We start from the raw sequence: 23,687 nt of genomic DNA on the forward strand, positions 1-23,687 counted from the left end.
CCGCTCATCGCCGCTTGCCGGACGGCCGGCCGCGCCCCCGGTTACGGGAGGCGGGCTGGCGGCGCTGGCCGACGACCCCGGCGGGGGCCGCGGCGGCGTCCTCCAGGTCGGGGGCTTCCTCCTCGTCGGACGCCGATCCGGCCGCCTCGGCCTTGGCGGTCGCGGCGCGCTTGGCCTTGACCCGCTTGGCCAGCGCCTTCATCTTCGGGTCGCGCTCCTTCAGATCGGCGACCAGCGGGGTCGCGATGAAGATCGAGGAGTACGCACCGGCGGCGAGGCCGACGAAGAGCGCCAGGGAGATGTCGTTGAGCATGCCGGCGCCGAGCAGACCGCCACCGATGAACAGCAGCGCGCCGACCGGCAGCAGCGCCACGATCGTGGTGTTGATGGACCGCACCAGGGTCGAGTTGAGGCTGCGGTTGGCGATTTCGCTGTAGGTGAAGCGGGTCTGCTTGGTGAGGTCCTTCGACGCTTCCTTGAGACCGTCGAAGACCACGACGGTGTCGTAGAGCGAATAACCGAGGATCGTCAGCAGACCGATCACGGTGCCCGGAGTGACCTCGAAGCCGACCAGTGCGTAGACACCGACGGTGATGGTGAGGTCGTGGATCAGGGCGATCAGGGCGGCCAGCGCCATCCGCCATTCGAAGGCGATGGCGAGATAGATCACCACCAGCACCATGAAGATCGCCAGGCCCTGCCATGCCTTGCTGGCGATCTGCTCGCCCCAGCTCGGGCCGACCAGCTGAGTGTCGATCTTGCTGGTCTTGACGCCCAGCTCCTTGGCGAGGTTCTCCTGGACCGGCAGCGCTTCCTTGGTGCCCAGCTCGCTGATCTGGATCCGCAGGCCGCCCCGGCCGAGCTCCTGGACCACGACGGTGTGGCCGCCGGACGCGTCCTCCGCCGTCTGGCGCAGGTCGGAGGCCGAGACCTTGGTGCTCGGGGTGGTGAAGACCGCGCCGCCGGAGAACTCGATGCCCATGTTGAGGCCGCGCACCGCCAGGCCCACGATGGCCGTGATGGTGATCAGTATCGAGATGCCGTACCAGATCTTCCGCTTGCCGACGAAGTCGTAGCCGACCTCGCCTCGGTAGAGCCTGGCGCCGAGAGTGCCGAGTCGCGACATCTCACGCCTCCTTCGTGTCGGCGGGGCCGGGGGCGGCGGGACGACGACGGCGCAGCGGCGGCGTGACCCCGAGGCGCTTGGGGTCGAGTCCGGACCACGAATGGCCGTTCCCGAAGAACGGGCGGCGGGCGAGGATCGTCATCAGCGGCTTGGTGAAGAGGAACACCACGGCGACGTCGAGCAGCGTGGTGAGGCCCAGGGTGAAGGCGAAGCCCTGCACCTTGCCGACGGTGACGATGTAGAGCACCGCGGCGGCCAGGAACGACACGAAGTCCGACACCAGGATGGTGCGCCGGGCCCGCGGCCAGCCGCGCTCGACGGCGGGGCGCAGCGAGCGGCCCTCCCGGATCTCGTCGCGGATCCGTTCGAAGTAGACGATGAACGAGTCGGCGGTGATACCGATGGCCACGATCGCACCGCAGACCGCCGGCAGGTTCAGCGCGAAGCCGATGCCCGGACCGAGCAGCACCATGATCGTGTACGTCAGGATCGCGGAGACGCCGAGGCTGGCCATGGCCACGAGGGCGAGACCGCGGTAGTAGACGACCAGGTAGATCACGACGAGCGCGAGGCCGATGGCACCGGCGATCAGACCGGCGTCCAGCTGCTCACCGCCGAGCGCGGCGGAGACGGTGGTCTCGTCCGCGATGTCGAAGGACAGCGGGAGGGCACCGTAGGACAGCACGTTGGCCAGGTCCTCGGAGCTCTGCTGGGTGAAGCCGCCGGAGATGGTGGCCCGGCCGCCGGTGATGGCGCCCTGGGTGACCTCGGGGTCGGAGACGACCTCGCCGTCCAGGACGATCGCGAAGCGGTTCTGCGGGGACTGCTTGGTGGTGAGCTCGCCGGTGGTCTTGGCGAACTTCTTGGAGCCCTTGCCGTTGAAGTCGAGCTGGACGATCCAGCCCGCTCCGTTCTGGCTCTCGAAGACCGCGGAGGCGTCGTCCACGTCGGTGCCCTCGACCTCGGAGGGGCCGAGCACAAACTTGGCGTCGCCCTTCTCGCTGCAGGCCAGCACGGGGTCGCTCGGCTTGGCGTTGGCCGCCTTGTCGGCGGCCGCGGCGCGGGCGGCCGGCTTGGTGCAGTCCAGGGCCGCGAACTGCTTGGCCAGCTTCTGCTGGTCGGCGGAGCCGGGCGGGGTCTTGGACGGGTCGGGCTTCGAGGTGTCCGACGGCGAGGGGGTCTCGCTGGGCTTCTTGTCGGCCTTCAGCCCCTCGGAGAGGGCCCGCCCCTGGGTGCTGGGGCTGGCCGAGGAGGACGAGGAAGCCGACGAGGAGGCCGAGGGGGTGCCGGACGGCTTGCCGCCCTTGTCATTGCCCTTGCCGCTGGCGGTGCCGGACGGGCTGGGGGTGGAGCTGGGCTGCTCGGGGGTCTTCTGGCCGCTGGTGGTCGTGGTCACCGGCCGGAAGTAGAGCTGGGCGGTGGTGCCGACCTGCTGCCGGGCCTGCTTCGCGTTCGTCCCCTTGGGGATGTTCACGATGATGTGCTTCTCGCCCTGCGTCTGGACCTCGGCCTCGGACACACCCAGACCGTTGACCCGCCGCTCGATGATGCTCACGGCGGTGTTCATGTTGTCCGTGTTGATCGCGTTGGGCTTGCCCGGTTGGTTCTTGGCCTCCAGCGTGAAGCTGGTGCCGCCCGCGAGATCGATACCCAGTCGCGGCGTGGTGTGACCGGAGACGAACATGCCTCCGGTCAGCGCCACGATGGCGATCAGGATGACGGCCAAGGCGCGCCCGGGCCTGCCCTGTGACCCGGAGGACCTGCGGCCCTTCTTCGGTGCTGCCACCTTCTCGTATCTCCCTGTCCAACCGCCCCGCATGGGGTGTGCGCGGAGCGGCCACGAAGTCTTGTGGGGACGAGCCCCCGCCGGAGCCTAGACCGTTCAGGGAACCGCGGCGCACCAAGCGGGGGCGCGCCGCGGTTTCCCGGATGTCGGACTTACTTCGCGTCGGTGCCGCCGTCCCGCTTCTCGTCCTCGGAGGTGCTCGCCGCGGCGGCGTCGTCCTTGCCGAGGTCGATCTTCTTGACGTCCGTCTTCCCGGCCTTCTCGTCAGCCTCTTCTTCGGCCGCGTCGGCCTTGTCGGCGGAGGAGTCGCCGTCACCGGCGTCGGCGGCCTCGGTCAGCGAGGAGGCGTCGTCGGGAACGACAGGGGTGTCGGCGGCGTCGACGTCCTCGTCGGGGTCGATGCCGTGCACGATGCGGTTGTACTCGGCGTCGTCCAGGACGGCTCCCACCGCGTTCTTCGCGTAGAACGCGTGCACGCCGGGGGCCACCTCGAGGAGGACCGTCTCGTCGTGTACCTCCTTGACCGTCGCGTACATGCCGCCAATGGTCCGCACGCCGGTGCCCGGGTGCATGTCATTGCGCATCTGCTGGGCCTGGCGCTGCTTGTTCTTGGCCGATCGCGTCATCAGGAACATGGCCCCGATAAGCACGATGAACGGCAGGAGAGTCACGATATTCACGGGACGGAAATTCCTTCACACGACCGCGGGGAGCGGCCTGGTCTACGGGGGTGGGTATACCGCACGGTGAGCGGACGGCATACGGACGGCATCGGCGGAGTCTAAGCGAGCCCACGCCAATGGAACAACGCCCGGCGCGGTACCGGGGTTCCTGACCCCGCCATTATTGGTCCTCTACGCCATGATGCCGGGTAAGCGCGCGCTTATGCCTCGGGATGGCCCGTCATGCGTCGAAGAGCCCCGCCTGGCCGCCGCCGGCGGTCTGCGGCGGCGGGGTCAGCCCCAGATGGGCCCAGGCCGCGGGGGTGCCGATGCGCCCCCGGGGCGTACGGGCCAGCAGCCCCTCCCGGACCAGGAAGGGCTCGGCGACCTCCTCGACCGTCTCGCGCTCCTCCCCCACGGCGACCGCCAGGGTCGACAGGCCCACCGGGCCGCCGCCGAACAGCTTGAGCAGGGCGCTGAGCACCGCCCGGTCCAGCCGGTCCAGGCCGCGCTCGTCCACGTCGTACACGGCGAGGGCGCTGGCGGCGATCTCGCGCGTGATCACGCCGTCGGCCTTGACCTGGGCGTAGTCCCGCACCCGGCGCAGCAGACGGTTGGCGATCCGGGGGGTGCCGCGGGAGCGGCCCGCGATCTCGGAGGCGCCCTCGGCCTCGATGGTCACATCGAGCAGCCCGGCGGAGCGGTGGATGACCCGCTCCAGCTCACCCGGGGCGTAGAACTCCATATGGCCGGTGAAGCCGAAGCGGTCGCGCAGCGGGGGCGGCAGCAGCCCGGCCCGGGTGGTGGCGCCGACCAGCGTGAACGGCGGCAGCTCCAGCGGGATGGCGGTGGCCCCGGGCCCCTTGCCGACGATGACGTCGACGCGGAAGTCCTCCATCGCCATGTACAGCATCTCCTCGGCGGGCCGGGACATCCGGTGGATCTCGTCCAGGAAGAGCACCTCGCCCTCGGCGAGGGAGGAGAGGATCGCGGCCAGATCGCCGGCGTGCTGGATGGCGGGGCCGGAGGTGATCCGGATCGGGGCGGCCATCTCCGCGGCGATGATCATGGAGAGGGTGGTCTTGCCCAGTCCGGGCGCACCGGAGAGCAGCACATGGTCGGCGGTGCCGCCGCGCTGCCGGGCCGCCTTGAGCACCAGGTCCAGTTGCTCGCGCACCCGCTCCTGTCCGACGAACTCGCCGAGGTCCTTCGGGCGGAGCGCGGCCTCCACCGCCTGGTCGTCACCGTCGGCGTCGGCGCCCACCAGCCTGCCGCCCGGGCCGGGCGGGGCGTCGTCGGCGGTGGCCGATGGGGTCTCGTCCCAGTTCACTGCGTTTCGCCTCGCGATGTCGTCTGGAGTGGTGCCGCCGGTCGCGGCCTGCCGCGGCCGCGGTGGCTCACCGTGTGCGGTTCAGGGTCTGCAGGGCGGCCCGCAGCAGCTGAGCCACCTGGGGCTTGCCGCCCGCGGCCACCGCCTCCTCGGCCTGCGGGGTGACCGCGGCCACCGCCTCGTCGGCCTCCCGGGTGGCGTAGCCGAGGCCGACCAGCGCGGTGTGCAGCTGGTCGCTCCAGCCGGGGGCGGCCGCGGAGCGGGCGCCGGGCACGGCGGAGCCGAGCGGCTCGCCGAGCCGGTCCTTGAGCTCCAGCAGCAGCCGCTGCGCCCCCTTCTTGCCGATGCCGGGAACGGCGGTGAGCGCCTTCTCGTCCCCGGTGGACACCGCGAGCCGCAGTGCGTCCGGGGAGTGCACCGCCAGCATGGCCTGGGCCAGCCGGGGGCCGACCCCACTGGCGGTCTGGAGCAGCTCGAAGACCTGGCGCTCGTCGTCGTCGGCGAAGCCGTAGAGGGTCAGCGAGTCCTCACGGACGACGAGGGAGGTGGCCAGCCGGGCCTGCTGGCCGACGCGCAGCCCGGCCAGGGTGGCGGGGGCGCACTGGAGCGCCATCCCGATCCCGCCGACCTCGATCACGGCGGTGTCCGGGGCGACGGCCGCCACCGGACCGGAGACGAACGCGATCATGAGATACGGCCTTTCGTGGTGCGCGCGGCGCCGGTGTTGTTCTTGGTGCGGGCACTGTTCGTGGTGCGGGCACTGTTCGTGCCGCGGTGGGCGGCGACGGCCTGCTGGAGGCGGTTGGTCGCGGGGGCCCGCCAGATATGGCAGATGGCGAGCGCCAGGGCGTCCGCCGCGTCGGCCGGTTTGGGCGGTGCGTCCAGCCGCAGCAGCCGGGTCACCATCGAGCCGACCTGCGCCTTGTCAGCCCGCCCGGATCCGGTCACGGCCGCCTTCACCTCGCTGGGGGTGTGCAGCGCGACCGGGAGCCCGCGGCGGGCCGCGCACAGCATCGCGACGGCGCTGGCCTGGGCGGTGCCCATGACGGTGCGCACATTGTGCTGGCTGAACACCCGCTCCACGGCGACGAATTCGGGCCGGTGGGCGTCCAGCCACTCCTCTATGCCGCGCTCGACGATGACGAGCCGGTCGCCGATCGCGAGGTCCGCCCCGGTCCGGATGACGCCGACGCCGAGCATCCGCAACGGCCGGCCCGCGACCCCCTCGACCACGCCGACGCCGCACCGGGTCAGCCCCGGGTCCACGCCCAGCACGCGCACCGCGCCCCTCCCCTCACCGCTGCTTCGGTCACCTGTTCCTGCAGGCTAGCGGCTGCCGCCGACAACACCGGCGCGGACAACGCCGACGGGCCGGTGGGGTGATGCCCCGCCGGCCCGTCGGCGTTCGCCGAAGGCGCTGACCGCCGTGCCGATCCGCCGTCAGGCGTCCACCTTGGCCATGACCTCGTCGGAGACGTCGAAGTTGGCGAAGACGTTCTGCACGTCGTCGCTGTCCTCCAGAGCGTCGATCAGCTTGAAGATCTTGCGCGCGGCGTCCTCTTCGAGCTCGACCTGCATCGTGGGCACGAAGTTGGCCTCGGCCGAGTCGTAGTCGATCTCCGCCTCCTGGAGGGCGGTACGGACCGCGACCAAGTCGGTGGCCTCGCTGATCACCTCGAAGGACTCACCGAGGTCGTTGACCTCCTCGGCGCCCGCGTCCAGGACCGCGCCCAGCACGTCGTCCTCGCCGAGCTCGCCCTTGGGGACGATGACGACGCCCTTACGGTTGAACAGGTAGGACACGGAGCCCGGGTCGGCCATCGAACCACCGTTGCGCGTCATCGCGACGCGGACGTCGGAGGCCGCGCGGTTGCGGTTGTCCGTAAGACACTCGATGAGCACGGCCACGCCGTTGGGGCCGTAGCCCTCGTACATGATCGTCTCGTACTCGGCGCCACCGGCCTCGAGACCGGCACCACGCTTGACCGCGCTGTCGATGTTCTTGTTCGGAACCGACTGCTTCTTCGCCTTCTGGATGGCGTCGAAGAGCGTCGGGTTGCCCTCCACGTCGGAGCCGCCCATGCGGGCCGCGACCTCGATGTTCTTGATCAGCTTCGCGAAGAGCTTGCCGCGCTTGGCATCGATCACGGCCTTCTTGTGCTTCGTCGTAGCCCATTTAGAGTGGCCGGACATCCGCCTGTCTCCTTCGCGTTACCCAATGCTGTACCAACGCCTGAGATCCTACCGGGATCGGCTCAGCCCGCGGCGCGGACCAGCCCTCCCGTCTCCCGCCACCACCCTCAACCGAGCGCTACGCGCGCCCCACCATCCCCCCGTCTCCCGCCACCACCCTCAACCGAGCGCTACGCGCGCCCCACCATCCCCCCGTCTCCCGCCACCACCCTCAACCGAGCGCTACGCGCGCCCCACCATTTCCACGAACAGCTTGTGCACCCGGTGGTCACCCGTCAGCTCGGGGTGGAACGAGGTCGCCAGGACCTTGCCCTGCCGGACGGCGACGGTGTGCCCGTCGAACGTCGCGAGCACCTCGGCACCGCCACCCACGGACTCGACCCACGGCGCGCGGATGAAGACCCCCTCGACCGGGCCGCCGTCGATGCCCTCGATGTCGACCCGGGCCTCGAAGGACTCGTTCTGACGGCCGAAGGCGTTACGGCGCACGATCATGTCGATGCCGCCGATGGTCTCCTGGTCGTCCCGGCCGTCGAGGATCTTGTCCGCGAGCATGATCATGCCCGCGCACGTACCGTACACCGGCATTCCGGCCCGGACCCGCTCGCGCAGCGGCTCCAGCAGCCCGAAGATGACCGCCAGCTTGGACATGGTGGTCGACTCTCCCCCCGGGATCACCAGGGCGTCGACCTCGGCGAGTTCCTCGGGACGGCGGACCTGCCGGGGCGTGGCCCCGGCCGCGGTGAGCGCGGCGAAGTGCTCGCGGACATCGCCCTGGAGGGCGAGCACACCGATCACGGGCGCGTCGGGGGCGGATGCGGACGAAGTGGACGACGTAGTCACGGAAGCGAAGACCTCTCGAACGTCAGGAGCACCACGCGCCGGGCCGGGACGCCGGGCGCGTGGTGCCATGTGGTGCCGTGCGGGCGCCGGTTACCAGCCGCGGCTGGCGTAGCGCTCGGACTCGGGGAGGGTGTCGCAGTTGATGCCGACCATGGCCTCGCCGAGGTCCCGGGACGCGTCCGCGATGACCTTGGGGTCGTCGTAGAAGGTGGTGGCCTTCACGATCGCGGCGGCGCGCTTGGCCGGGTCGCCCGACTTGAAGATGCCGGAGCCCACGAAGACGCCCTCGGCGCCCAGCTGGCGCATCAGCGCGGCGTCGGCCGGGGTGGCGACACCGCCGGCGGAGAACAGCACCACCGGCAGCTTGCCGGTCTGCGCGATCTCGGCGACCAGCTCGTACGGGGCGCGGATCTCCTTGGCGGCCGCGTAGAGCTCGTGGTTGTCCAGGCCGCGCAGGCGGGCGATCTCGCCCTTGATCTGACGCAGGTGGCGGACCGCCTCGACGACGTTGCCGGTGCCGGCCTCGCCCTTGGAACGGATCATGGCCGCACCCTCGGCGATCCGGCGCAGCGCCTCGCCCAGGTTGGTGGCGCCGCAGACGAACGGGGTGGTGAAGGACCACTTGTCGCTGTGGTTGACCTCGTCGGCCGGGGTCAGGACCTCGGACTCGTCGATGTAGTCGACGCCGAGGGACTGCAGCACCTGCGCCTCGACGAAGTGGCCGATCCGCGACTTGGCCATGACCGGGATGGAGACGGCGCCGATGATGCCCTCGATCATGTCCGGGTCGGACATCCGGGCCACGCCGCCGTCCTTACGGATGTCGGCCGGCACCCGCTCGAGTGCCATGACCGCGACGGCACCGGCGTCCTCGGCGATCTTGGCCTGCTCGGGGGTGACGACGTCCATGATCACGCCACCCTTGAGCTGCTCGGCCATACCGCGCTTGACGCGGGCGGTGCCGGTCGCGGGGGCGTCGGAGTTGGGCGTGCTGGCGGGCGTGATGGACACGGTTTGACCTCACTCGATAATGAAAAGTGCGATGAGCCCATCGTAGGGCCGTTCGATACCGGAACATGACCCGGCCATCTGGTCCAGGTCACGAGCGTGTGTGCTACACGAATGACAAAACCGGCTCGGGGCGGGGCACGGCAAGGGCCAATCGAAGGCCGGTGGCTCGAAACAGCCGGTGAATCCTCAGTGCACGGAAGGCGTCAGGGCGCGGGCTCTTCCCCCGGGGCGCACCCCACGGCTTCCGTCAGCGCTCGGCCTCCTCGGCGCCCGGCACCCGCCCGAGCGCCGCCGGGGGCTCGTCGTCCATCTCGAAGGCGAGCGGAAACGGGGCGTGACCCGCCAGCCGGAACCAGCGCACCGTGCGATGGCGGCGCAGCGCCCGTGCCGCGCGCACCGCGTCGTTGTGGAACCGCCGGGCCATCGGCACCCGCCGTACCGCCTCCGTGAGCTCCCCCAGCGCGTCCTCGCCACCCGGCGCCTCCCGTACCGCCTCGGCCTGGGCGCCATCCTGGAAGACGGCCCGCAGCGCCTGGCTCAGCTCGCTCTCGGCGACCTCGCGGTGCTCCTCCTCGGACTGCCGGGCGGCGTGCGCGGCCTGGTACAGCACGATCGACGCGGCGGGGTCGAGCACTCCGGCGGTGGCCAGCTCCTGCGCGATGGAGGCACGCCGCAGCAGCTGCGCGTCGAGTGCGGCCCGCGCCGCGTCCAGCCGGCTGTGCAGCCGGTCGAGGCGTCCGGCGGTCCAGCTCAGGTAGACGGCGATGACGACCAGCGCGACCGCGATCCAGATCAAGGTGCTCACGGCCCGCCACGCTACCGCCTGCCGCCCCGCGAGTCCGGGGTCGCGCCCTCAGAGCCCTCAGCACCCTCAGGGCCCTCAACGCCGGAGTCGCCCGCAGCGGCCGTGTACGGCGCCGTACGCCCCTCCCGGGCGGGCCCCGGCCCGCTAGGGCCGGGCGAGCCCCAGGCGCGCCCACAGCCGCGTACGGTCGTCCGCCGCCACGGACGCCGCGCCGTCCGTCACCGTCTCGTAGACCGCGAGGATGTCCGCGCCCACCGTCGACCAGTCGAAGCGCCGTACGTGCCGGCTGCCGCGCTCCCGCAGCTCGGCCAGCCGCTTGTCGTCGCCCAGCAGCCGCACCGCGGCCGCCGCCAGGGCGTCGGCGTCCTCGTTGGCGAACAGCTCACCCGCCGCTCCCCCGTCCAGCACCTGGGCGAACGCGTCCAGATCGCTGGCGAGGACCGCGGCCCCCGCCGACATGGCCTCGACGAGGATGATGCCGAAGCTCTCGCCGCCCGTATTGGGCGCGACATAGACATCGACGCTGCGCAGCAGCCGCGCCTTGTCCTCGTCGCTGACCATCCCCAGGAACTCGACGCGCTCCCGCAGCGGCGCCGGCAGGGCGGCCACGGCCTCCTTCTCGTCGCCGCGCCCGGCGATCAGCAGCCGCGCCCCCGGCCGGGCCTCGAAGATCTTCGGCAGGGCGCGCATCAGCACCGGCAGCCCCTTACGGGGCTCGTCGATCCGGCCCATGAAGCCGATCGTCTCCCCCTGCCACTCCTCCTTGGGCCCGGCGTCGGCGAAGAAGTCCACGTCGACCCCGTTGGGGATGACGACCGCGTCGCCCCCGAGGTGCTCCACCAGCGTCCGGCGCGCGTACTCGCTCACCGCGATCCGCGCGCTGATCTTCTCCAGCGCCGGCTGCAGGATCGGATACGCCGCGATCATGGCCCGGGAGCGGGGATTGGAGGTGTGGAACGTCGCGACGATCGGCCCCTGGGCCGCCCAGCAGGCCAGCAGCCCCAGCGAGGGCGAGGTGGGCTCGTGGATGTGGATGACGTCGAAGCCGCCGTCGTGCAGCCAGCGGCGCACCCGCGCGGCCGACAGGAAGCCGAAGTTCAGCCGGGCCACCGAGCCGTTGTACGGCACCGGCACGGCACGCCCGGCGGAGACCACGTACGGCGGCAGCGGCGTCTCGTCGTCCGCCGGGGCCAGCACGGAGACCTGGTGGCCGCGCCGGATCAGATGGTCGGCCAGATCGCGGATGTGGAACTGGACGCCGCCTGGGACATCCCAGGAGTACGGGCAGACGATCCCGATCCTCAAGGCTTCTCCATTCCAGGACTTCCGGGACCGCGATCCAGATCCGCGAGCCACAGGCGCTGCAGCATGTGCCAGTCCTCCGGGTGCTCGGCGATCCCCGAGGCGAAGGCGTCGGCCATCTCCTGGGTCATGACGGCGGTCCGCTCCGCGCGGTTCCCGTCCGCGGGCACCTCGACCGGCGGATGCACCCGCCCGCGCATCACCGGCGACTCGTCGTACCAGAGGGTCACCGGCAGCAGCAGGGCACCGGTCTGCAGGGCGAGCGCGGCGGGCCCGGCCGGCATCTTCGCCCGCTCGCCGAAGAACGACACCTCCACGCCCGAGGCCGACAGATCGCGGTCGGCGACCAGGCACACCAGACCGCCCGAGCGCAGCCGCCGCGACAGCGTCCCGAAGGCGCTCCCGCCCTGGTGCGGCAGCACCTCCATGCCCAGCCCCTCGCGGTAGGCCACGAACCGGTCGTACAGCGACTCCGGCTTCAGCCGCTCCGCGACCGTGGTGAAGGGCACCCCCAGATGTGTCGTCACCCAGGCCCCGGCGAGGTCGTAGTTGCCCATATGGGGCAGCGCCAGGACCACGCCCCGGCCCTCGGCGAGACCGTCCACCAGATGGTGCAGGTCCTTGACGTCGAAGCCGCTCCGTATGCGCTCGGGACTCCAGGCCGGAAGCCGGAAGGACTCCATCCAGTAGCGCAGATACGAGCGCATGCCCGTCCGCGACAGCTCGGCCAGCCGCCGCGGCGAGGCGTCCGGGACCACCCGCGCCAGATTGGCCTCCAGCCGCAGCACGCCCTTGCCGCGCCGCTTCCACGTCTGATCGGCGATGCGCTGCCCGAGGCGCACGGCGACCGGCTCCGGGAGCTTCTTCACCGCGCTCCAGCCGAGTCCGTACAGCGCGTCGGTCAGCCTGTCCTTCACCGCGTCTCGCCCCCCTGGGGGACCGCCCGCTCCTCGGCGTCCGCCTCGGCGGCCTCCCGGCGCACGGTCACCACCCGCTGGACGAGGGTCACCGCACTGCCGACGGCCACGATCCACAGCGCGATCGGGAGCAGGATGTCGATATGCGGCACGCCGAACTTGTGCAGACCCGAGAAGCCGCAGGCCACCAGGGAGATCACCAGTCGCTCGGCGCGCTCCACCAGCCCGTTGACGTTCACCGGCAGTCCGATGCTCTCGCCGCGCGCCTTGGTGTACGAGACCACCTGGCCGCTGGCGAGGCAGAAGATCGTCACCGCACACAGCACATTGTCGTTCCCGCTGCCCGCGTACCACAACGCCAGGCCACCGAAGATCGCGCCGTCGGCCACCCGGTCCAGCGTGGAGTCGAGGAACGCGCCCCAGCGGCTGGAGCGCCCCAGCTGCCGCGCCATATTGCCGTCGACCAGGTCGGAGAAGACGAACAGCGTGATGACGACCGTTCCCCAGAAGAACTCCCCCTGGGGGTAGAAGACCAGTGCGCCCGCGCACACGCCGGCGGTGCCGGTGAGGGTCACCGCGTCGGGGCTGATCCCGAGACGGATGAGCAGGGCGGCGAACGGTGTGAGAACACGCGTGAAGAATGCACGCGCGTACTTGTTCAGCATGGCCTTCCCGGGGGGTCGATACGGGCCGGGTGGTCAAGAGGCCACCGGCGCGCCCATCGTAGCCACGCCCCGGAGGGGCGCCGTGCACCTGTCGGACAGCTCCGTGACCTCACGCGCGGTACGGCCGCATGTGTGACGTATGGACGCACCGTTACAGCGGTGGAAAGCTCGAAGTATCGCAAGGTGTCGACCGGGAGGCGAGACACATGGGCGACAAGACGAGTACGCACCCAGGGGCCGCCGGAAGGGCAGCGGCGGCCGACCGGCCCAGCTCCCTGCGGAATGTGGTTCTGGTCGGCCACAGTGGGACGGGAAAGACGACGCTGGTGGAGGCTCTGGCACTGGCGACGGGCGCGGTCAACCGGGCGGGCAGAGTCGAGAACGGAGGCTGCCTCTCCGACTACGACGAAATCGAGCACCGGCAACAACGTTCGATTCAGCTGTCCCTGGTCCCCGTCGAATGGGGCGGGATGAAGATCAATCTCCTGGACACCCCCGGCTACGCCGATTTCGTCGGGGAGCTCAGGGCCGGTCTGCGAGCCGCGGACGCGGCCCTTTTCGTTGTCTCGGCCGCCCAGGACGCCCTGGGCATCACCGGGGCCACCCGCATGATCTGGGACGAGTGCGCCGCGGTCGGAATGCCCCGCGCCCTCGTGATCACCCACCTGGAAGCGGCCCGCGCCAGCTTCGAGGAGATGACCGAGCTGTGCCGGGACAGCTTCGGCGGCGACGACCCCGACGCCGTCCTGCCGCTCTACCTGCCGCTGCGCGGCGAGCCGGGGCCCGACGGGCACGCGCCCGTGACCGGGCTCATCGGGCTGCTCACCCAGCGGGTCTTCGACTACTCCTCGGGGGTGCGCACCGAATCGCCGCCCCGGGAGGACCAGCTCCCGCTGGTCGAGGAGGCCCGCGGCCGGCTCATCGAGGGGATCATCGCCGAGAGCGAGGACGAGACCCTCATGGACCGCTATCTCGGCGGTGAGGAGATCGACGTCAAGACGCTGATCGAGGACCTGGAGAAGGCCGTCGCGCGCGGCAGCTTCCACCCCGTGCTGGCGGCGGCGCCCGCCGCCGAGGGCTCCAAGCAGGGCCTGGGCACCGTCGAACTGCTGGACCTGGTGACCGGCGGCTTCCCCTCCCCGCTGGAGCGCGAGACGCCCGCCGTCACCACCCCCCAGGGGGCCGCACGCCCGCCGCTGAGCTGCGATCCGGAGGGTCCGCTGGCCGCCGAGGTGGTCAAGACCTCCTCCGATCCGTATGTCGGCCGGATCTCCCTGGTGCGGGTCTTCTCCGGCACGCTCCGCCCCGACGAGACCGTCCATGTCTCCGGCCACGGTATGGAGGACCGCGGCCATGAGGACCACGACGTGGACGAGCGGGTCGGCGCCCTGTCCGCGCCCTTCGGAAAGCAGCAGCGCACCCTCGCCCAGGCCATCGCGGGCGATCTGGCCTGCGTGGCCAAGCTGACCCGCGCCGAGACCGGCGACACGCTCTCGGCCAAGGACGAGCCGCTCCTCATGGAGCCCTGGCAGATGCCCGATCCGCTGCTGCCCGTGGCCATCCGCGCGCACAGCAAACCGGACGAGGACAAGCTGTCGCTGGGCCTGTCCCGGCTGGTCGCCGAGGACCCGACGATGCGCCTGGAGCAGAATCCGGACACCCACCAGGTGGTGCTGTGGTGCCTGGGCGAGGCGCATATGGACGTCGCGCTGGAACGGCTGCGCAGCCGCTACGGGGTCCAGGTGGACGCGGTGCCCTACAAGGTCTCGCTGCGCGAGACCTTCGCGGGGAAGTCGGCCGGGCGCGGCCGCCATGTCAAACAGTCCGGAGGGCACGGGCAGTACGCGATCTGCGAGATCGAGGTGGAGCCGCTGCCGGAGGGCTCGGGCATCGAGTTCGTGGACAAGGTCGTCGGCGGCGCGGTGCCCCGGCAGTTCATCCCGTCCGTCGAGAAGGGCGTACGCGGCCAGGCGGCACGCGGCGTCGCGGCCGGCTACCCCCTGGTCGACGTGCGGGTCACGCTGCTGGACGGCAAGGCGCACTCGGTGGACTCCTCCGACGCCGCCTTCCAGACGGCGGGCGCGCTCGCACTGCGCGAGGCGGCCGCCGACGCCCGGATCGACCTGCTGGAACCGGTGGTCGAGCTGGGCGTACTGGTCTCGGACGACTATGTCGGCGCCGTCATGAGCGATCTGTCCGGCCGGCGCGGCCGGGTCGTCGGCACCGAACAGTCGGGCGGCGGACAGACCCTGATCAAGGCGGATGTGCCGGAGATCGAGATCGGCCGGTACGCGGTCGATCTGCGATCGCTGTCACACGGCACGGGACGGTTCAGCCGCTGCTACGCCCGGCATGAGGCGATGCCCCATCAGCTGGCCGAGCGGATGCGCGAACAGGTGACCGCCGAGGCGTAGTTCACGGCCCGCCCGTGGCGTATCTCACGGTCGGTCCGGGGCGTATTTCACGGCCCGCCCGCCCCCACCGCGCCGGGGCGGGCGGGCCTTCACCGTCCGCCGTCCAGCGGCCGTTCCGCGGGCGGCCCGCACCACCAGGGTTTTCCACAGGGCGCACACGCACTGGCGACAGGCGGTGCACACCCCGGATACGCTGAGGTCGCAGCGCAAGAGCGTGCCGTATTGGGGGCGTTGGTGACGGACGGATTCGACTTCAGTCCCGGGGCGCAGGTTCCCCTCTCGGGAGCGGCGGGACAGACGGCGGCGACCCAGGCACTCGCCTCGGCCGCCTACCGCGACGACCCCGTGGCAAAGTTGCTCGACGCCAACTCGGAGTGGACCGTCTCCGAGGTCAAGGCGCCGAGAATGTCGCTCTTCGAGCCGAATCTGGGCGAGGCGTTCGCGCGCGCCGTCCAGATGAGAATGCTCGGCGGCGGCCGGGGCCAGGTGATCCAGTCCTTCGGCATAGAGCCGCAGACGGTCGTCGAGCACTGTCTGGCCGCCAACCGCATCCGCAAGAACCGCGACGCCCGGCTCACCGCCGTCATGGTGATCTTCGGGCTGCTGTTCCTGCCCGGGACGCTGCTCTGGCTCGGCGTCTTCCAGCTGCGCCGCTCGGTCGCCGGGGCGCAGGACAAGCGGATGGGGGCACTCGGCACGGCGCTGCTGCTGGCGCTCGGCGTGATGGTCGTCATCTTCCTGGTCAAGCTGCCCTTCGGCGGCTTCTGGGGGATATATCTGCGCGGCGTCGTGGTCGCCCCCGTGATCGGCTGGTACATCGCCAAGCAGATCTGCGAGCGCACCGCCAAGGAGCTCCGGGACTCCTGGGGCGGGCTGGTCGCGGGCGGCGGCGTCGGCGCCAAGGTGCCCGAGACGGTGCCCAACCACCCGGGCCAGACCGCCGCCGAGGAGCTGCGCAAGGCGCTCCACAAGCTCACCGCCGAGCAGCACAGCAATGTGGTCTTCTACGCCGGCCCCAAGGGCATATTGGGCATGGGCACCCGCTGGGGCAGCTGGCAGCTGGCCGAGGACCTGGTCTCGGCCGACCCCGACAAGGAGATCGACCCCTTCCGCAGCTGGGACGTCATACGGGCGATCCATGACCAGCTGCGCATGCTGGAGCGCACCCCGCTGCACACCGGCGGCTTCCCCAAGCCCTCCGTGCGCCACTGGGTGGTCTCACCGATCGGCGAGGGAGCCAAGTCGGTCGAGCGCGGCGGCACCTCCGAGGAGGAGGGCTTCCAGATAAAGGGCGTCGAGCTGCAGCGGATCTGCGACAAGCAGCAGTTCGGCTCCGGAGACCGGCACTACCTGGGTGTGCAGTTCGTGCTCTGGGACGGCCAGTTGGTGATCACCCTGATGATCACGGTGACCCTGCTGCACAAGACGCTGCGGATCGAGGTCACCGGGCATGCGCTGGGGCCGATCCATCCGCTGTTCCACAACAAGCCGTCGGCGCCCAGCAAGACGGTCGCCAAGACCTTCCGGTTCTGGGAGACCAAGTCCGTCCCGCTGCCGCTGGTGAACGCCAAGGAGGTCGTGCGGCTGACCGCGCGCGCCCCCTTCACCTGGTATCCGCCGATACTGGACCACCTCGGGGGCAAGCTGGTCCTGCCCGAGCCGTTCGGTCTGCGGCACGCCTGGGCGGACAAGCCCTGGCGGCACCGCTTCATGGCGGACGACGCGCTGCGCACCGCCACCCCGGTGCTGCGGGTGGTCCATGAGGCGGCCCTCGGAGTGCTCAAGCACCACGGCGTGGACACCGAGCGCTTCGGCAACCGCTCGCTGGCGCTCAGCGGCCAGATCCAGGAGGCGGCCCCGAAGAAGGCCGACCTGTACGACGCGTAATCCGCCGTACGCACCGTATGGGGAGGGCCCCGGCCGTGCGGCCGGGGCCCTCCCCATACGGTATGCGGCATGCGGCGTGGCTATGCCTGGGCCTTCGGCCAGGCGTCGGCCAGCAACTGACGGGTGTCGGCGAGAAGTTGCGGCAGCACCTTGGTGTTGCCGATGACCGGCATGAAGTTGGTGTCCCCGCCCCAGCGCGGCACCACATGCTGATGCAGATGCGCCGCGATCCCGGCTCCGGCGACGGTGCCCTGGTTCATGCCGATATTGAAACCGTGCGCACCCGAGGCGGTACGGAGCGCGGTCATGGCGGCCTTGGTGTATTCCGCCAGCTCGATGGTCTCCTCGGCGGTGAGCTCGGTGTAGTCGGCGATGTGCCGGAACGGGACGACCATGAGATGGCCGCCGGTGTACGGGTACAAATTGAGCACCGCGTACACAGAGGCGCCTCGAGCGATGATCAAGCCATCCTCGTCCGACTTCTCCGGAATGGAGCAGAACGGACAGCCATCGCCCGCGCCCGGGCCGGTCGGCTTGTTCTCCCCCTGGATGTAGGCCATCCGATGGGGCGTCCACAGGCGCTGGAACGCGTCAGGCGTCCCCACTCCGATCTGCTGTTCCGGCTCACTCGTCATGCGGGCCAGCATATTCGCCCGGCCGCGGTGAGGAAGAGCCGAGGGGCGGCCCTGGTCAGGGCCGCCCCTCGGAATCCCGGCCTCCGTGGGAGACCGCGGTGGATCAGACCTGGATCCGGCGCTCCACGGCGTCGGCGATCTCGGCCAGCGCCTCGTCGACCGGGATGCCGTTCTTCTGCGAGCCGTCGCGGTAGCGGAAGCTCACCGCGTTGTTGGCCACGTCCTCGTCACCGACGATCACCATGAACGGGATCTTGGACTTCTGGGAGTTCCTGATCTTCTTCTGCATCCGGTCCGAGGACGAGTCGACCTCCATCCGCAGGCCCTTCGCCTTGGCCTGCGCGGCGAACTCCTCCAGGTACGGGACATGGGTGTCGCCGATCGGGATGCCGACCGCCTGGACCGGGGCGAGCCACACCGGGAAGGCGCCCGCGTAGTGCTCCAGCAGGACCGCGAAGAAGCGCTCGATCGAGCCGAAGAGCGCCCGGTGGATCATGACGGGCTGCTGACGCGAGCCATCGGCCGCGGTGTACTCCAGCTCGAACCGCTCCGGTTGGTTGAAGTCGACCTGGATGGTCGACATCTGCCAGGTACGGCCGATCGCGTCCCGGGCCTGGACCGAGATCTTGGGGCCGTAGAAGGCCGCGCCGCCCGGGTCCATGACCAGCTCCAGGCCCTGCTTCTCGGCCGCCTTGCGCAGCTCCTCGGTGGCCTCCTCCCACTGCTCCGGCCCACCGATGAACTTGTCGGAGTCGTCCCGGGTGGACAGCTCCAGATAGAAGTCGCTCAGACCGTAGTCGCGCAGCAGATTCAGCACGAAGGTGAGCAGATTGTCCAGCTCATCGGCCATCTGCTCCTTGGTGCAGTAGATGTGCGAGTCGTCCTGGGTGAAGCCCCGGGCCCGGGTCAGGCCGTGGACGACGCCGGACTTCTCGTACCGGTAGACCGTGCCGAACTCGAACAACCGCAGCGGCAACTCGCGATACGACCGCCCGCGCGCCCTGAAGATCAGGTTGTGCATCGGGCAGTTCATGGCCTTGAGGTAGTAGTCCTGGCCCTCGAACTCCATGGGCGGGAACATGCCGTCCATGTAGTGCGGCAGGTGGCCCGAGGTCTCGAAAAGGCGCGCCTTGGTGATGTGCGGGGTGTTGACGAACTCGTACCCCGACTCCTCGTGCCGCTTGCGCGAGTACTCCTCCATCTCCTTGCGGATCACCCCGCCCTTGGGGTGGAACACCGCGAGGCCCGAGCCCAGCTCGTCGGGGAAGGAGAACAGGTCCAGCTCGGCGCCCAGCTTGCGGTGGTCGCGCTTCTCGGCCTCGGCGAGGAAGTCCAGGTACGCCTTCAGCTCGTCCTTGGTCGGCCAGGCGGTGCCGTAGATCCGCTGGAGCTGGGGGTTCTTCTCACTGCCCCGCCAGTACGCGGCGGCGCTGCGCATCAGCTTGAAGGCCGGGATGTTCCGCGTGGTCGGCAGGTGCGGACCGCGGCACAGGTCCTTCCAGCACAGCTCGCCGGACTTGGCGTCGAGGTTGTCGTAGATGGTCAGCTCGCCCGCGCCGACCTCGGCCGACGCGCCCTCGGCGGCGTCCGCGGCCGATCCCTTGAGCCCGATCAGCTCCAGCTTGTACGGCTCGGCGGACAGCTCCTCGCGCGCCTCGTCGTCGGTGACCACGCGGCGGGAGAACCGCTGCCCCCTCTTCTGGATCTCCTGCATCTTCTTCTCGATGCGCTTGAGATCGTCCGGGTGGAACGGGGTCTCGACGTCGAAGTCGTAGTAGAAGCCGTCCTTGATCGGCGGGCCGATGCCCAGCTTGGCCTCGGGGAACAGCTCCTGCACCGCCTGGGCCATGACATGCGCGGTGGAGTGGCGCAGGATGTCCAGGCCGTCCTTGCTGGTGATCTCCACGGGCTCGATCTCGTCGCCCTCGGCCGGCTGGTACGCCAGGTCCTTGAGCTGTCCGGCCACGCGCACGGCGACGATCGAGCGGTCGCCGGAGAAGAGGTCCGCCGTCGTAGTGCCCGTGGCCACCACGCGTTCTTCCCGCTCGGAATCGCGTTGGATGATCACACGGACGTCTGACACCGGTCTCTCCTGACTGATGGATGGCTCACCGCGGCTCATGCGGCGCAGCGTGAATCGTACCGAGCCGACGGGCGGGACCGCGAAACGGTTGTGCCCGCCGTCGCCGGGCGCCGTCACGGGCGGGGGCGGCGGTCAGGGACCGCCGCCGCATGCCTCCTCGAAGAAGTCCAGGTTCTCCTGGAGCGATTTGACCAGCCGGTCCCGCTCGGCCTCGTCCACCTGGACCGGGGTGACGCCGGTGGCCCCGCTGAGCCGCCGGAAGCCGCCGCGGCTCTCCAGCCGCCCCCGCACCCGGATCGGCAGTCCCACCAGATGGGCGTGGCCGGCGATCCGGTAGTCCTCCTCGTCCAGGGTGATCCGCACCTGTGAGACCTCCGCCCCGGAGAGCACCCGCAGCCGCACCGTGCCGGGACCGCCGGGGCCGGTACGGCGCAGCCGCACCACCGCACCGGTGAGGCATACGGGCACCGACGGCTCGTCCCGGACATAGCGGGCGCCCGCCTCCCGCAGCCCCGGCAGATCGCCGGGCGAGAATTCCACCGGATCGGGCCGGGCCGCGAACCCCGGCGGCGGACCGGCGGCCGGTGACCACTCCAGTGCCACCCGCGCCCCCTCCGTGCCCTGGACCAGCGCGACCACCGCCTCGGTCAGCTCCCGGCTGGCCCCCGCCGCGACCGCCGCGTCGTACACCTCCATGCCGCCGGTCGTCCGGTGGTAGTCGGCGGCGTCACGCAGGGCGTACAGGGCGCGCAGCAGGGTGACGGCGGTGGCGCGGCCGTCCTCCTCGACGGGCACGAAGACGGTCAGCTCACGGCCGCCGGAATCCGCTCCCGGGGGCCCGGTCAGCACCCGCTCCAGGGACGCCTCGGCGGCGCGGCGGTGCCGGGCGCCGTAGTAGCCCGCCCGGCCGCGGGCGGCGAGCGCCGCGGCCAGCAGGGTGTCGCGGGCGGCGGCGCGCAGCCGCTCCTGCGCGGTCCAGGCGGAGGTGCCGCCGGGCGATTCGGGCACCTCGCGCCGCCAGCGGATCTCATCGCTGGGCACGGCGAGGCCGGTGAGCACCTCGCGGGCGGAGGGGGCGGCGCTGCGGCTGAGCGCCATCAACGCCTCGGCGAGCAGATCGCCGCTGTCGGGGAAGTCCCGGCTCTCGGGCACCAGCAGGCTGGTGGCGCCCGCGGTCCGGCCCGGCGGCGTCCAGCGGGCGTAGCGCCCCGGGGTGCCGCCGCGGCGGCGCCAGCCGTGCCGGGCGAGCAGGGCGCCGAGGACGGCCGGATCGGTCTCGTCGGGGTGCGGGACCGACGGGGGTGCCGGGTCGTCCTGGGGCCACGGTCGGTCCATCACGGTCTCCCTCCCGCCCCGACCCGGGTCATGATCTCGCAGAGCGCGCGGTCGTCGAAGACCCGCGAGGTCGGGATCCGCACGGTGGTCCGGCGACGGCCCGTGATCGGGTGGCCGGCCAGATTGATCCAGTAGCAGCAGTGGCGCAGGGACAGTCGGTCATGTCCGGCGCGCAGCCAGTCCTCCTGGCTGCGCGGCACGATCATCACCACGAGGATCTTGTGCACGGAGACCGGGCTGCGGGCCAGCTTGATCAGGTGGTCGTTGTCGAGGGTGAAGGCGAAGGTCGGGCCCGGAGGGTCCGGTGCGATCTGGTACGTGGCCTTGAGCTGCACCTTGATGGTGACCTCGTCGTCCACGGCGTGGCCGGGCGCGCTGTGGCTGACATGCCAGTCGATGCCGTGGTCGGGAAAGGGCTGGGCCAGTGAGCAGCCCGCGGCGGCGGCGACCGCGTGCAGATACCCCACTTGCAGGGTCTCCATGCAGGCGGTGGTCGCGATCTGGCCACGCACGGGGGGTGTTCCGCTCAGGGCAAGGCCGCTCACCGTCGGGGCCGGGTCGGGTTTTGCGAGCGTCATGTCCGTGACGCCTTCCGGTCGTCGCCGGCATACGTACACCTGTGTTGTCTCCGCGTCAGGACCTCGGCAAACAGCGGCGGTTCGAGGTGCTCGCTCCGGGTATCACCTGGTCGGGGCGGGATGCAGGAGTCATCGACGGGAAAAGCACGAGGAGTTGGGGCCATGCCGTCCTGGTTCGAGGGGCCGCTTGCCGCCTTTGACACGGAGACCACGGGTGTCGATGTCGAGCATGACCGGATCGTGTCGGCGGCGCTGGTGGTGCAGCGCGGGACCGGAAGTCTGCCGGAGATCCGGCGTTGGCTGGTGAGTCCGGGGGTGCCGGTGCCGCCGGCCGCCACCGAGATACACGGCCTGACCGATGCCCATCTGCAGCGTCACGGCAGATGGCCGGCGCCGGTGATGGACGAGATGGCGCGGGCGATAGCCGAGCAGACCGCGCGGGGCACCCCGCTGGTGGTGATGAACGCGCCGTTCGATCTGACCCTGCTGGACCGGGAGTTGAAGCGGCATCGCAACTCCAGCCTGGCGGGCTATCTTTCACTGCGCTCGATGAGCGTGCTGGATCCACGCGTGCTGGACAAGCATCTGGACCGCTATCGCAAGGGCCGCCGCACCCTGCTCGATCTGTGCGCGCACTACGGAGTGGAGCTGACCGGCGCGCATGACGCGGCGGCGGACGCGGCGGCCTCCCTGCAGGTGGTGCGGGCGGTGGGCCGCCGGTTCGCCTCGCGGCTGGAGACGCTCACACCCGCCGAGTTGCACGCCCGCCAGACGATCTGGTACGCGGCGCAGGCCCGGGGGCTGCAGGCGTGGTTCGCGCTCAACGGCTCGGACGAGGTCTGCGATCCGGCCTGGCCGCTGCGTCCCGACCTCGCGGCCGCGGCCTGACGCTCGCCGGCTGCGTCCCGACCTCGCGGCCGCGGCCTGACGCTCGTGGCCGCGGCCTGCCACTCGGGGCGGCGGAGCGAGAGGGGGCTCAGGTGCGGCGGAGCGAGAAGGGATGGCCCGCCGGGTCGGAGTAGACCCGGGTGTCGCGCAGGCCACCGTTGTTCTTGGTGTCCAGCGGGCGGGCGCCCAGGTCGATGACCTGGCGCTCCGCGGCGTCGATGTCCTCCACCAGCAGGTCCAGATGGGCCTGCTGGGAGTCGTCCGGCCGCGGCCAGCTCGGCGGGGCGAAGCCGTGGTCCCGCAGGAACGCCATCCGCGACCCGCCGGGTGCGACGATCTCGAGCCGGTCGGGGGTGGTCATCGGCTGGATCTCGGCGCCGAGCACCCGGGCGTAGAAGTCGGCGAGTTCTTCGGGTTCGGCACAGTCCAGGGTCAGGACGGCTGCGCTGGCTACGGCCATGAGTTCCCCTCCACATCGTCACCCACGGAAGTTTTATCCGGATACCCAGCTCTTGGCCGGACAAGCACACGGACCGGCGTTACCAGCGCACAGACATGAGGCCGGGCCGCCTGCTGGCGGCCCGGCCTCATGGGGTGGTGGGCGATACTGGGTTCGAACCAGTGACCTCTTCGGTGTGAACGAAGCGCTCTCCCACTGAGCTAATCGCCCGGGTTGTCCTCATCGGGGTCTCCCCCGGCGGAACGACCTGAACAATACAGGTCGCGGCGGGTTTGGTTCAAACCGAATGTCCGCCGGAGGGCGGCGAGGCCGGACCGGTGGGCCGCGCCGCCAGATGCGCCCGCAGCCCCCGCCGTCCGGAGCGCATCATCAGGGCGTGATTGGCCCGGAAGACGGGACGGCCGGGGAGCGCGAGGCGGCGCAGCAGCGGCTTGCGGGCCACCACCTCCTGTTCGAAGAGGGCGCGGGTGCCGGTCCCCTGGGGCAGCACCGTCCAGCGCGCCCAGCCCTCCAGATCGCCCGAGAAGCCGATCTCCAGCACGCCGTCCGCCGGGTCCTGGCGTGCCTCGCTGACGATCACCCGCAGGTCGTACGGGATCAGGGAGCGGAAGCGGGCGGCGCCGCTGCGCTCGTCGATCCGCCGGACCTCACGGACCTGGGGCCACCACCGCGGATAGTCGTCGCCGTCCGCCAGCGCCGCGAAGACGGCGGCGGGTGCGGCGTCGAGGTCCCATCGGCTGTGGAAGCGGTAATGGCACCAGTCCATG

General features: G+C 70.9%; 22 protein-coding genes and 1 tRNA gene. 3 read left to right on the top strand and 20 right to left on the bottom strand.

All coding sequences use genetic code 11. The annotated features are described in order from the left end of the window. Nucleotides 1–4: 4 nt before the first annotated feature. The 13 genes from secF to pgsA form a co-directional block, all read right to left on the bottom strand. Nucleotides 5–1,126 carry a protein translocase subunit SecF gene (gene secF / locus J8403_RS09150; RefSeq protein WP_211122734.1) on the bottom strand — a complete coding sequence of 374 codons (1,122 nt, stop codon included), beginning with the start codon at nt 1,124–1,126 and terminating at the stop codon, nt 5–7. A 1-nt stretch (nt 1,127) separates the two neighbouring features. Then, complete coding sequence (gene secD, locus J8403_RS09155; RefSeq protein ID WP_211122735.1) at nt 1,128–2,912, bottom strand: protein translocase subunit SecD; 1,785 nt, start codon at nt 2,910–2,912, stop codon at nt 1,128–1,130. Nucleotides 2,913–3,064: 152 nt separating this feature from the next. Beyond that, the gene (gene yajC / locus J8403_RS09160; RefSeq protein WP_211122736.1) at nt 3,065–3,592 is read right to left on the bottom strand and encodes a preprotein translocase subunit YajC; all 528 of its coding nucleotides are present in this window, start codon (nt 3,590–3,592) and stop codon (nt 3,065–3,067) included. Between the two features lie 223 nt (nt 3,593–3,815). Beyond that, nucleotides 3,816–4,904: a Holliday junction branch migration DNA helicase RuvB gene (ruvB, locus tag J8403_RS09165; protein ID WP_211122737.1), complete on the bottom strand. Its 1,089-nt coding sequence runs from the start codon at nt 4,902–4,904 to the stop codon at nt 3,816–3,818. Between the two features lie 67 nt (nt 4,905–4,971). Continuing rightward, complete coding sequence (ruvA, locus tag J8403_RS09170; RefSeq protein ID WP_211122738.1) at nt 4,972–5,592, bottom strand: Holliday junction branch migration protein RuvA; 621 nt, start codon at nt 5,590–5,592, stop codon at nt 4,972–4,974. After that, on the bottom strand, nt 5,589–6,185 hold the full coding sequence (ruvC, locus tag J8403_RS09175) for a crossover junction endodeoxyribonuclease RuvC (protein WP_211122739.1): 597 nt from the start codon (nt 6,183–6,185) through the stop codon (nt 5,589–5,591). The genes ruvA and ruvC overlap by 4 nt, the downstream gene beginning before the upstream one ends. 159 nt (nt 6,186–6,344) lie before the next feature. After that, nucleotides 6,345–7,097, bottom strand: coding sequence for a YebC/PmpR family DNA-binding transcriptional regulator (locus tag J8403_RS09180; protein WP_211122740.1), 753 nt, complete (start codon nt 7,095–7,097; stop codon nt 6,345–6,347). Nucleotides 7,098–7,319: 222 nt separating this feature from the next. Continuing rightward, nucleotides 7,320–7,940, bottom strand: a complete 621-nt coding sequence (pdxT, locus tag J8403_RS09185; protein WP_246585767.1) for a pyridoxal 5'-phosphate synthase glutaminase subunit PdxT — start codon at nt 7,938–7,940, stop codon at nt 7,320–7,322. Nucleotides 7,941–8,030: 90 nt separating this feature from the next. Then, nucleotides 8,031–8,951 carry a pyridoxal 5'-phosphate synthase lyase subunit PdxS gene (pdxS, locus tag J8403_RS09190; RefSeq protein WP_211122741.1) on the bottom strand — a complete coding sequence of 307 codons (921 nt, stop codon included), beginning with the start codon at nt 8,949–8,951 and terminating at the stop codon, nt 8,031–8,033. A 247-nt stretch (nt 8,952–9,198) separates the two neighbouring features. Further along, nucleotides 9,199–9,756: a hypothetical protein gene (locus tag J8403_RS09195; RefSeq protein ID WP_211122742.1), complete on the bottom strand. Its 558-nt coding sequence runs from the start codon at nt 9,754–9,756 to the stop codon at nt 9,199–9,201. Nucleotides 9,757–9,900: 144 nt separating this feature from the next. Continuing rightward, the gene (locus tag J8403_RS09200; protein WP_211122743.1) at nt 9,901–11,061 is read right to left on the bottom strand and encodes a glycosyltransferase family 4 protein; all 1,161 of its coding nucleotides are present in this window, start codon (nt 11,059–11,061) and stop codon (nt 9,901–9,903) included. Further along, a complete protein-coding gene (locus J8403_RS09205; protein WP_211122744.1) occupies nt 11,058–11,975 on the bottom strand; it encodes a phosphatidylinositol mannoside acyltransferase in 918 nt (305 codons plus the stop codon). The genes J8403_RS09200 and J8403_RS09205 overlap by 4 nt, the downstream gene beginning before the upstream one ends. Next, complete coding sequence (gene pgsA / locus J8403_RS09210) at nt 11,972–12,640, bottom strand: phosphatidylinositol phosphate synthase (protein WP_093466127.1); 669 nt, start codon at nt 12,638–12,640, stop codon at nt 11,972–11,974. Before pgsA ends, J8403_RS09205 begins: the two co-directional genes overlap by 4 nt. A 206-nt stretch (nt 12,641–12,846) precedes the next feature. Here pgsA and J8403_RS09215 point away from each other — a divergent pair, with 206 nt between their 5' ends. Further along, nucleotides 12,847–15,054, top strand: a complete 2,208-nt coding sequence (locus J8403_RS09215; protein WP_211122745.1) for an elongation factor G-like protein EF-G2 — start codon at nt 12,847–12,849, stop codon at nt 15,052–15,054. A 234-nt stretch (nt 15,055–15,288) separates the two neighbouring features. Next, nucleotides 15,289–16,941 carry a hypothetical protein gene (locus tag J8403_RS09220; protein WP_211122746.1) on the top strand — a complete coding sequence of 551 codons (1,653 nt, stop codon included), beginning with the start codon at nt 15,289–15,291 and terminating at the stop codon, nt 16,939–16,941. Nucleotides 16,942–17,021: 80 nt separating this feature from the next. Here J8403_RS09220 and J8403_RS09225 read toward each other — a convergent pair whose 3' ends face one another. The 4 genes from J8403_RS09225 to J8403_RS09240 form a co-directional block, all read right to left on the bottom strand. Continuing rightward, a complete protein-coding gene (locus J8403_RS09225; protein WP_211122747.1) occupies nt 17,022–17,588 on the bottom strand; it encodes an HIT family protein in 567 nt (188 codons plus the stop codon). 91 nt (nt 17,589–17,679) lie between these two features. After that, nucleotides 17,680–19,659, bottom strand: a complete 1,980-nt coding sequence (gene thrS, locus J8403_RS09230; protein WP_211122748.1) for a threonine--tRNA ligase — start codon at nt 19,657–19,659, stop codon at nt 17,680–17,682. 132 nt (nt 19,660–19,791) lie between these two features. Continuing rightward, complete coding sequence (locus J8403_RS09235; RefSeq protein ID WP_211122749.1) at nt 19,792–20,994, bottom strand: serine/threonine-protein kinase; 1,203 nt, start codon at nt 20,992–20,994, stop codon at nt 19,792–19,794. Then, nucleotides 20,994–21,572, bottom strand: a complete 579-nt coding sequence (locus J8403_RS09240) for a DUF4365 domain-containing protein (RefSeq protein WP_137968300.1) — start codon at nt 21,570–21,572, stop codon at nt 20,994–20,996. The genes J8403_RS09235 and J8403_RS09240 overlap by 1 nt, the downstream gene beginning before the upstream one ends. Nucleotides 21,573–21,734: 162 nt before the next feature. Here J8403_RS09240 and J8403_RS09245 point away from each other — a divergent pair, with 162 nt between their 5' ends. After that, nucleotides 21,735–22,460 (top strand): 3'-5' exonuclease, encoded by a 726-nt coding sequence (locus J8403_RS09245; protein ID WP_211122750.1) that lies wholly within the window; start codon nt 21,735–21,737, stop codon nt 22,458–22,460. A gap of 88 nt (nt 22,461–22,548) precedes the next feature. Here the strand turns inward: J8403_RS09245 and J8403_RS09250 are convergent, their stop codons facing one another. From J8403_RS09250 to J8403_RS09260, 3 genes are all read right to left on the bottom strand, one after another. After that, a complete protein-coding gene (locus J8403_RS09250; RefSeq protein WP_211122751.1) occupies nt 22,549–22,920 on the bottom strand; it encodes a VOC family protein in 372 nt (123 codons plus the stop codon). Nucleotides 22,921–23,055: 135 nt separating this feature from the next. Then, a tRNA-Val gene (locus J8403_RS09255) sits at nt 23,056–23,130 on the bottom strand. Between the two features lie 67 nt (nt 23,131–23,197). Continuing rightward, nucleotides 23,198–23,686 carry an SRPBCC family protein gene (locus J8403_RS09260; RefSeq protein WP_211122752.1) on the bottom strand — a complete coding sequence of 163 codons (489 nt, stop codon included), beginning with the start codon at nt 23,684–23,686 and terminating at the stop codon, nt 23,198–23,200. Between the last annotated feature and the right edge of the window lies 1 nt (nt 23,687).

This window comes from Streptomyces yatensis, assembly GCF_018069625.1.
Lineage (GTDB): Bacteria > Actinomycetota > Actinomycetes > Streptomycetales > Streptomycetaceae > Streptomyces > Streptomyces yatensis.

Excerpts from the sequence above, each read along its gene's own strand:
- J8403_RS09225 (WP_211122747.1), bottom strand. The coding sequence starts at position 17,588 with ATGCTGGCCCGCATGACGAGTGAGCCGGAACAGCAGATCGGAGTGGGG.
- secF (WP_211122734.1), bottom strand. The coding sequence starts at position 1,126 with ATGTCGCGACTCGGCACTCTCGGCGCCAGGCTCTACCGAGGCGAGGTC.
- J8403_RS09260 (WP_211122752.1), bottom strand. The coding sequence starts at position 23,686 with ATGGACTGGTGCCATTACCGCTTCCACAGCCGATGGGACCTCGACGCC.
- pgsA (WP_093466127.1), bottom strand. The coding sequence starts at position 12,640 with ATGCTGAACAAGTACGCGCGTGCATTCTTCACGCGTGTTCTCACACCG.
- J8403_RS09240 (WP_137968300.1), bottom strand. The coding sequence starts at position 21,572 with ATGACGCTCGCAAAACCCGACCCGGCCCCGACGGTGAGCGGCCTTGCC.
- J8403_RS09235 (WP_211122749.1), bottom strand. The coding sequence starts at position 20,994 with ATGGACCGACCGTGGCCCCAGGACGACCCGGCACCCCCGTCGGTCCCG.
- J8403_RS09250 (WP_211122751.1), bottom strand. The coding sequence starts at position 22,920 with ATGGCCGTAGCCAGCGCAGCCGTCCTGACCCTGGACTGTGCCGAACCC.
- ruvA (WP_211122738.1), bottom strand. The coding sequence starts at position 5,592 with ATGATCGCGTTCGTCTCCGGTCCGGTGGCGGCCGTCGCCCCGGACACC.
- J8403_RS09215 (WP_211122745.1), top strand. The coding sequence starts at position 12,847 with ATGGGCGACAAGACGAGTACGCACCCAGGGGCCGCCGGAAGGGCAGCG.
- J8403_RS09180 (WP_211122740.1), bottom strand. The coding sequence starts at position 7,097 with ATGTCCGGCCACTCTAAATGGGCTACGACGAAGCACAAGAAGGCCGTG.
- J8403_RS09245 (WP_211122750.1), top strand. The coding sequence starts at position 21,735 with ATGCCGTCCTGGTTCGAGGGGCCGCTTGCCGCCTTTGACACGGAGACC.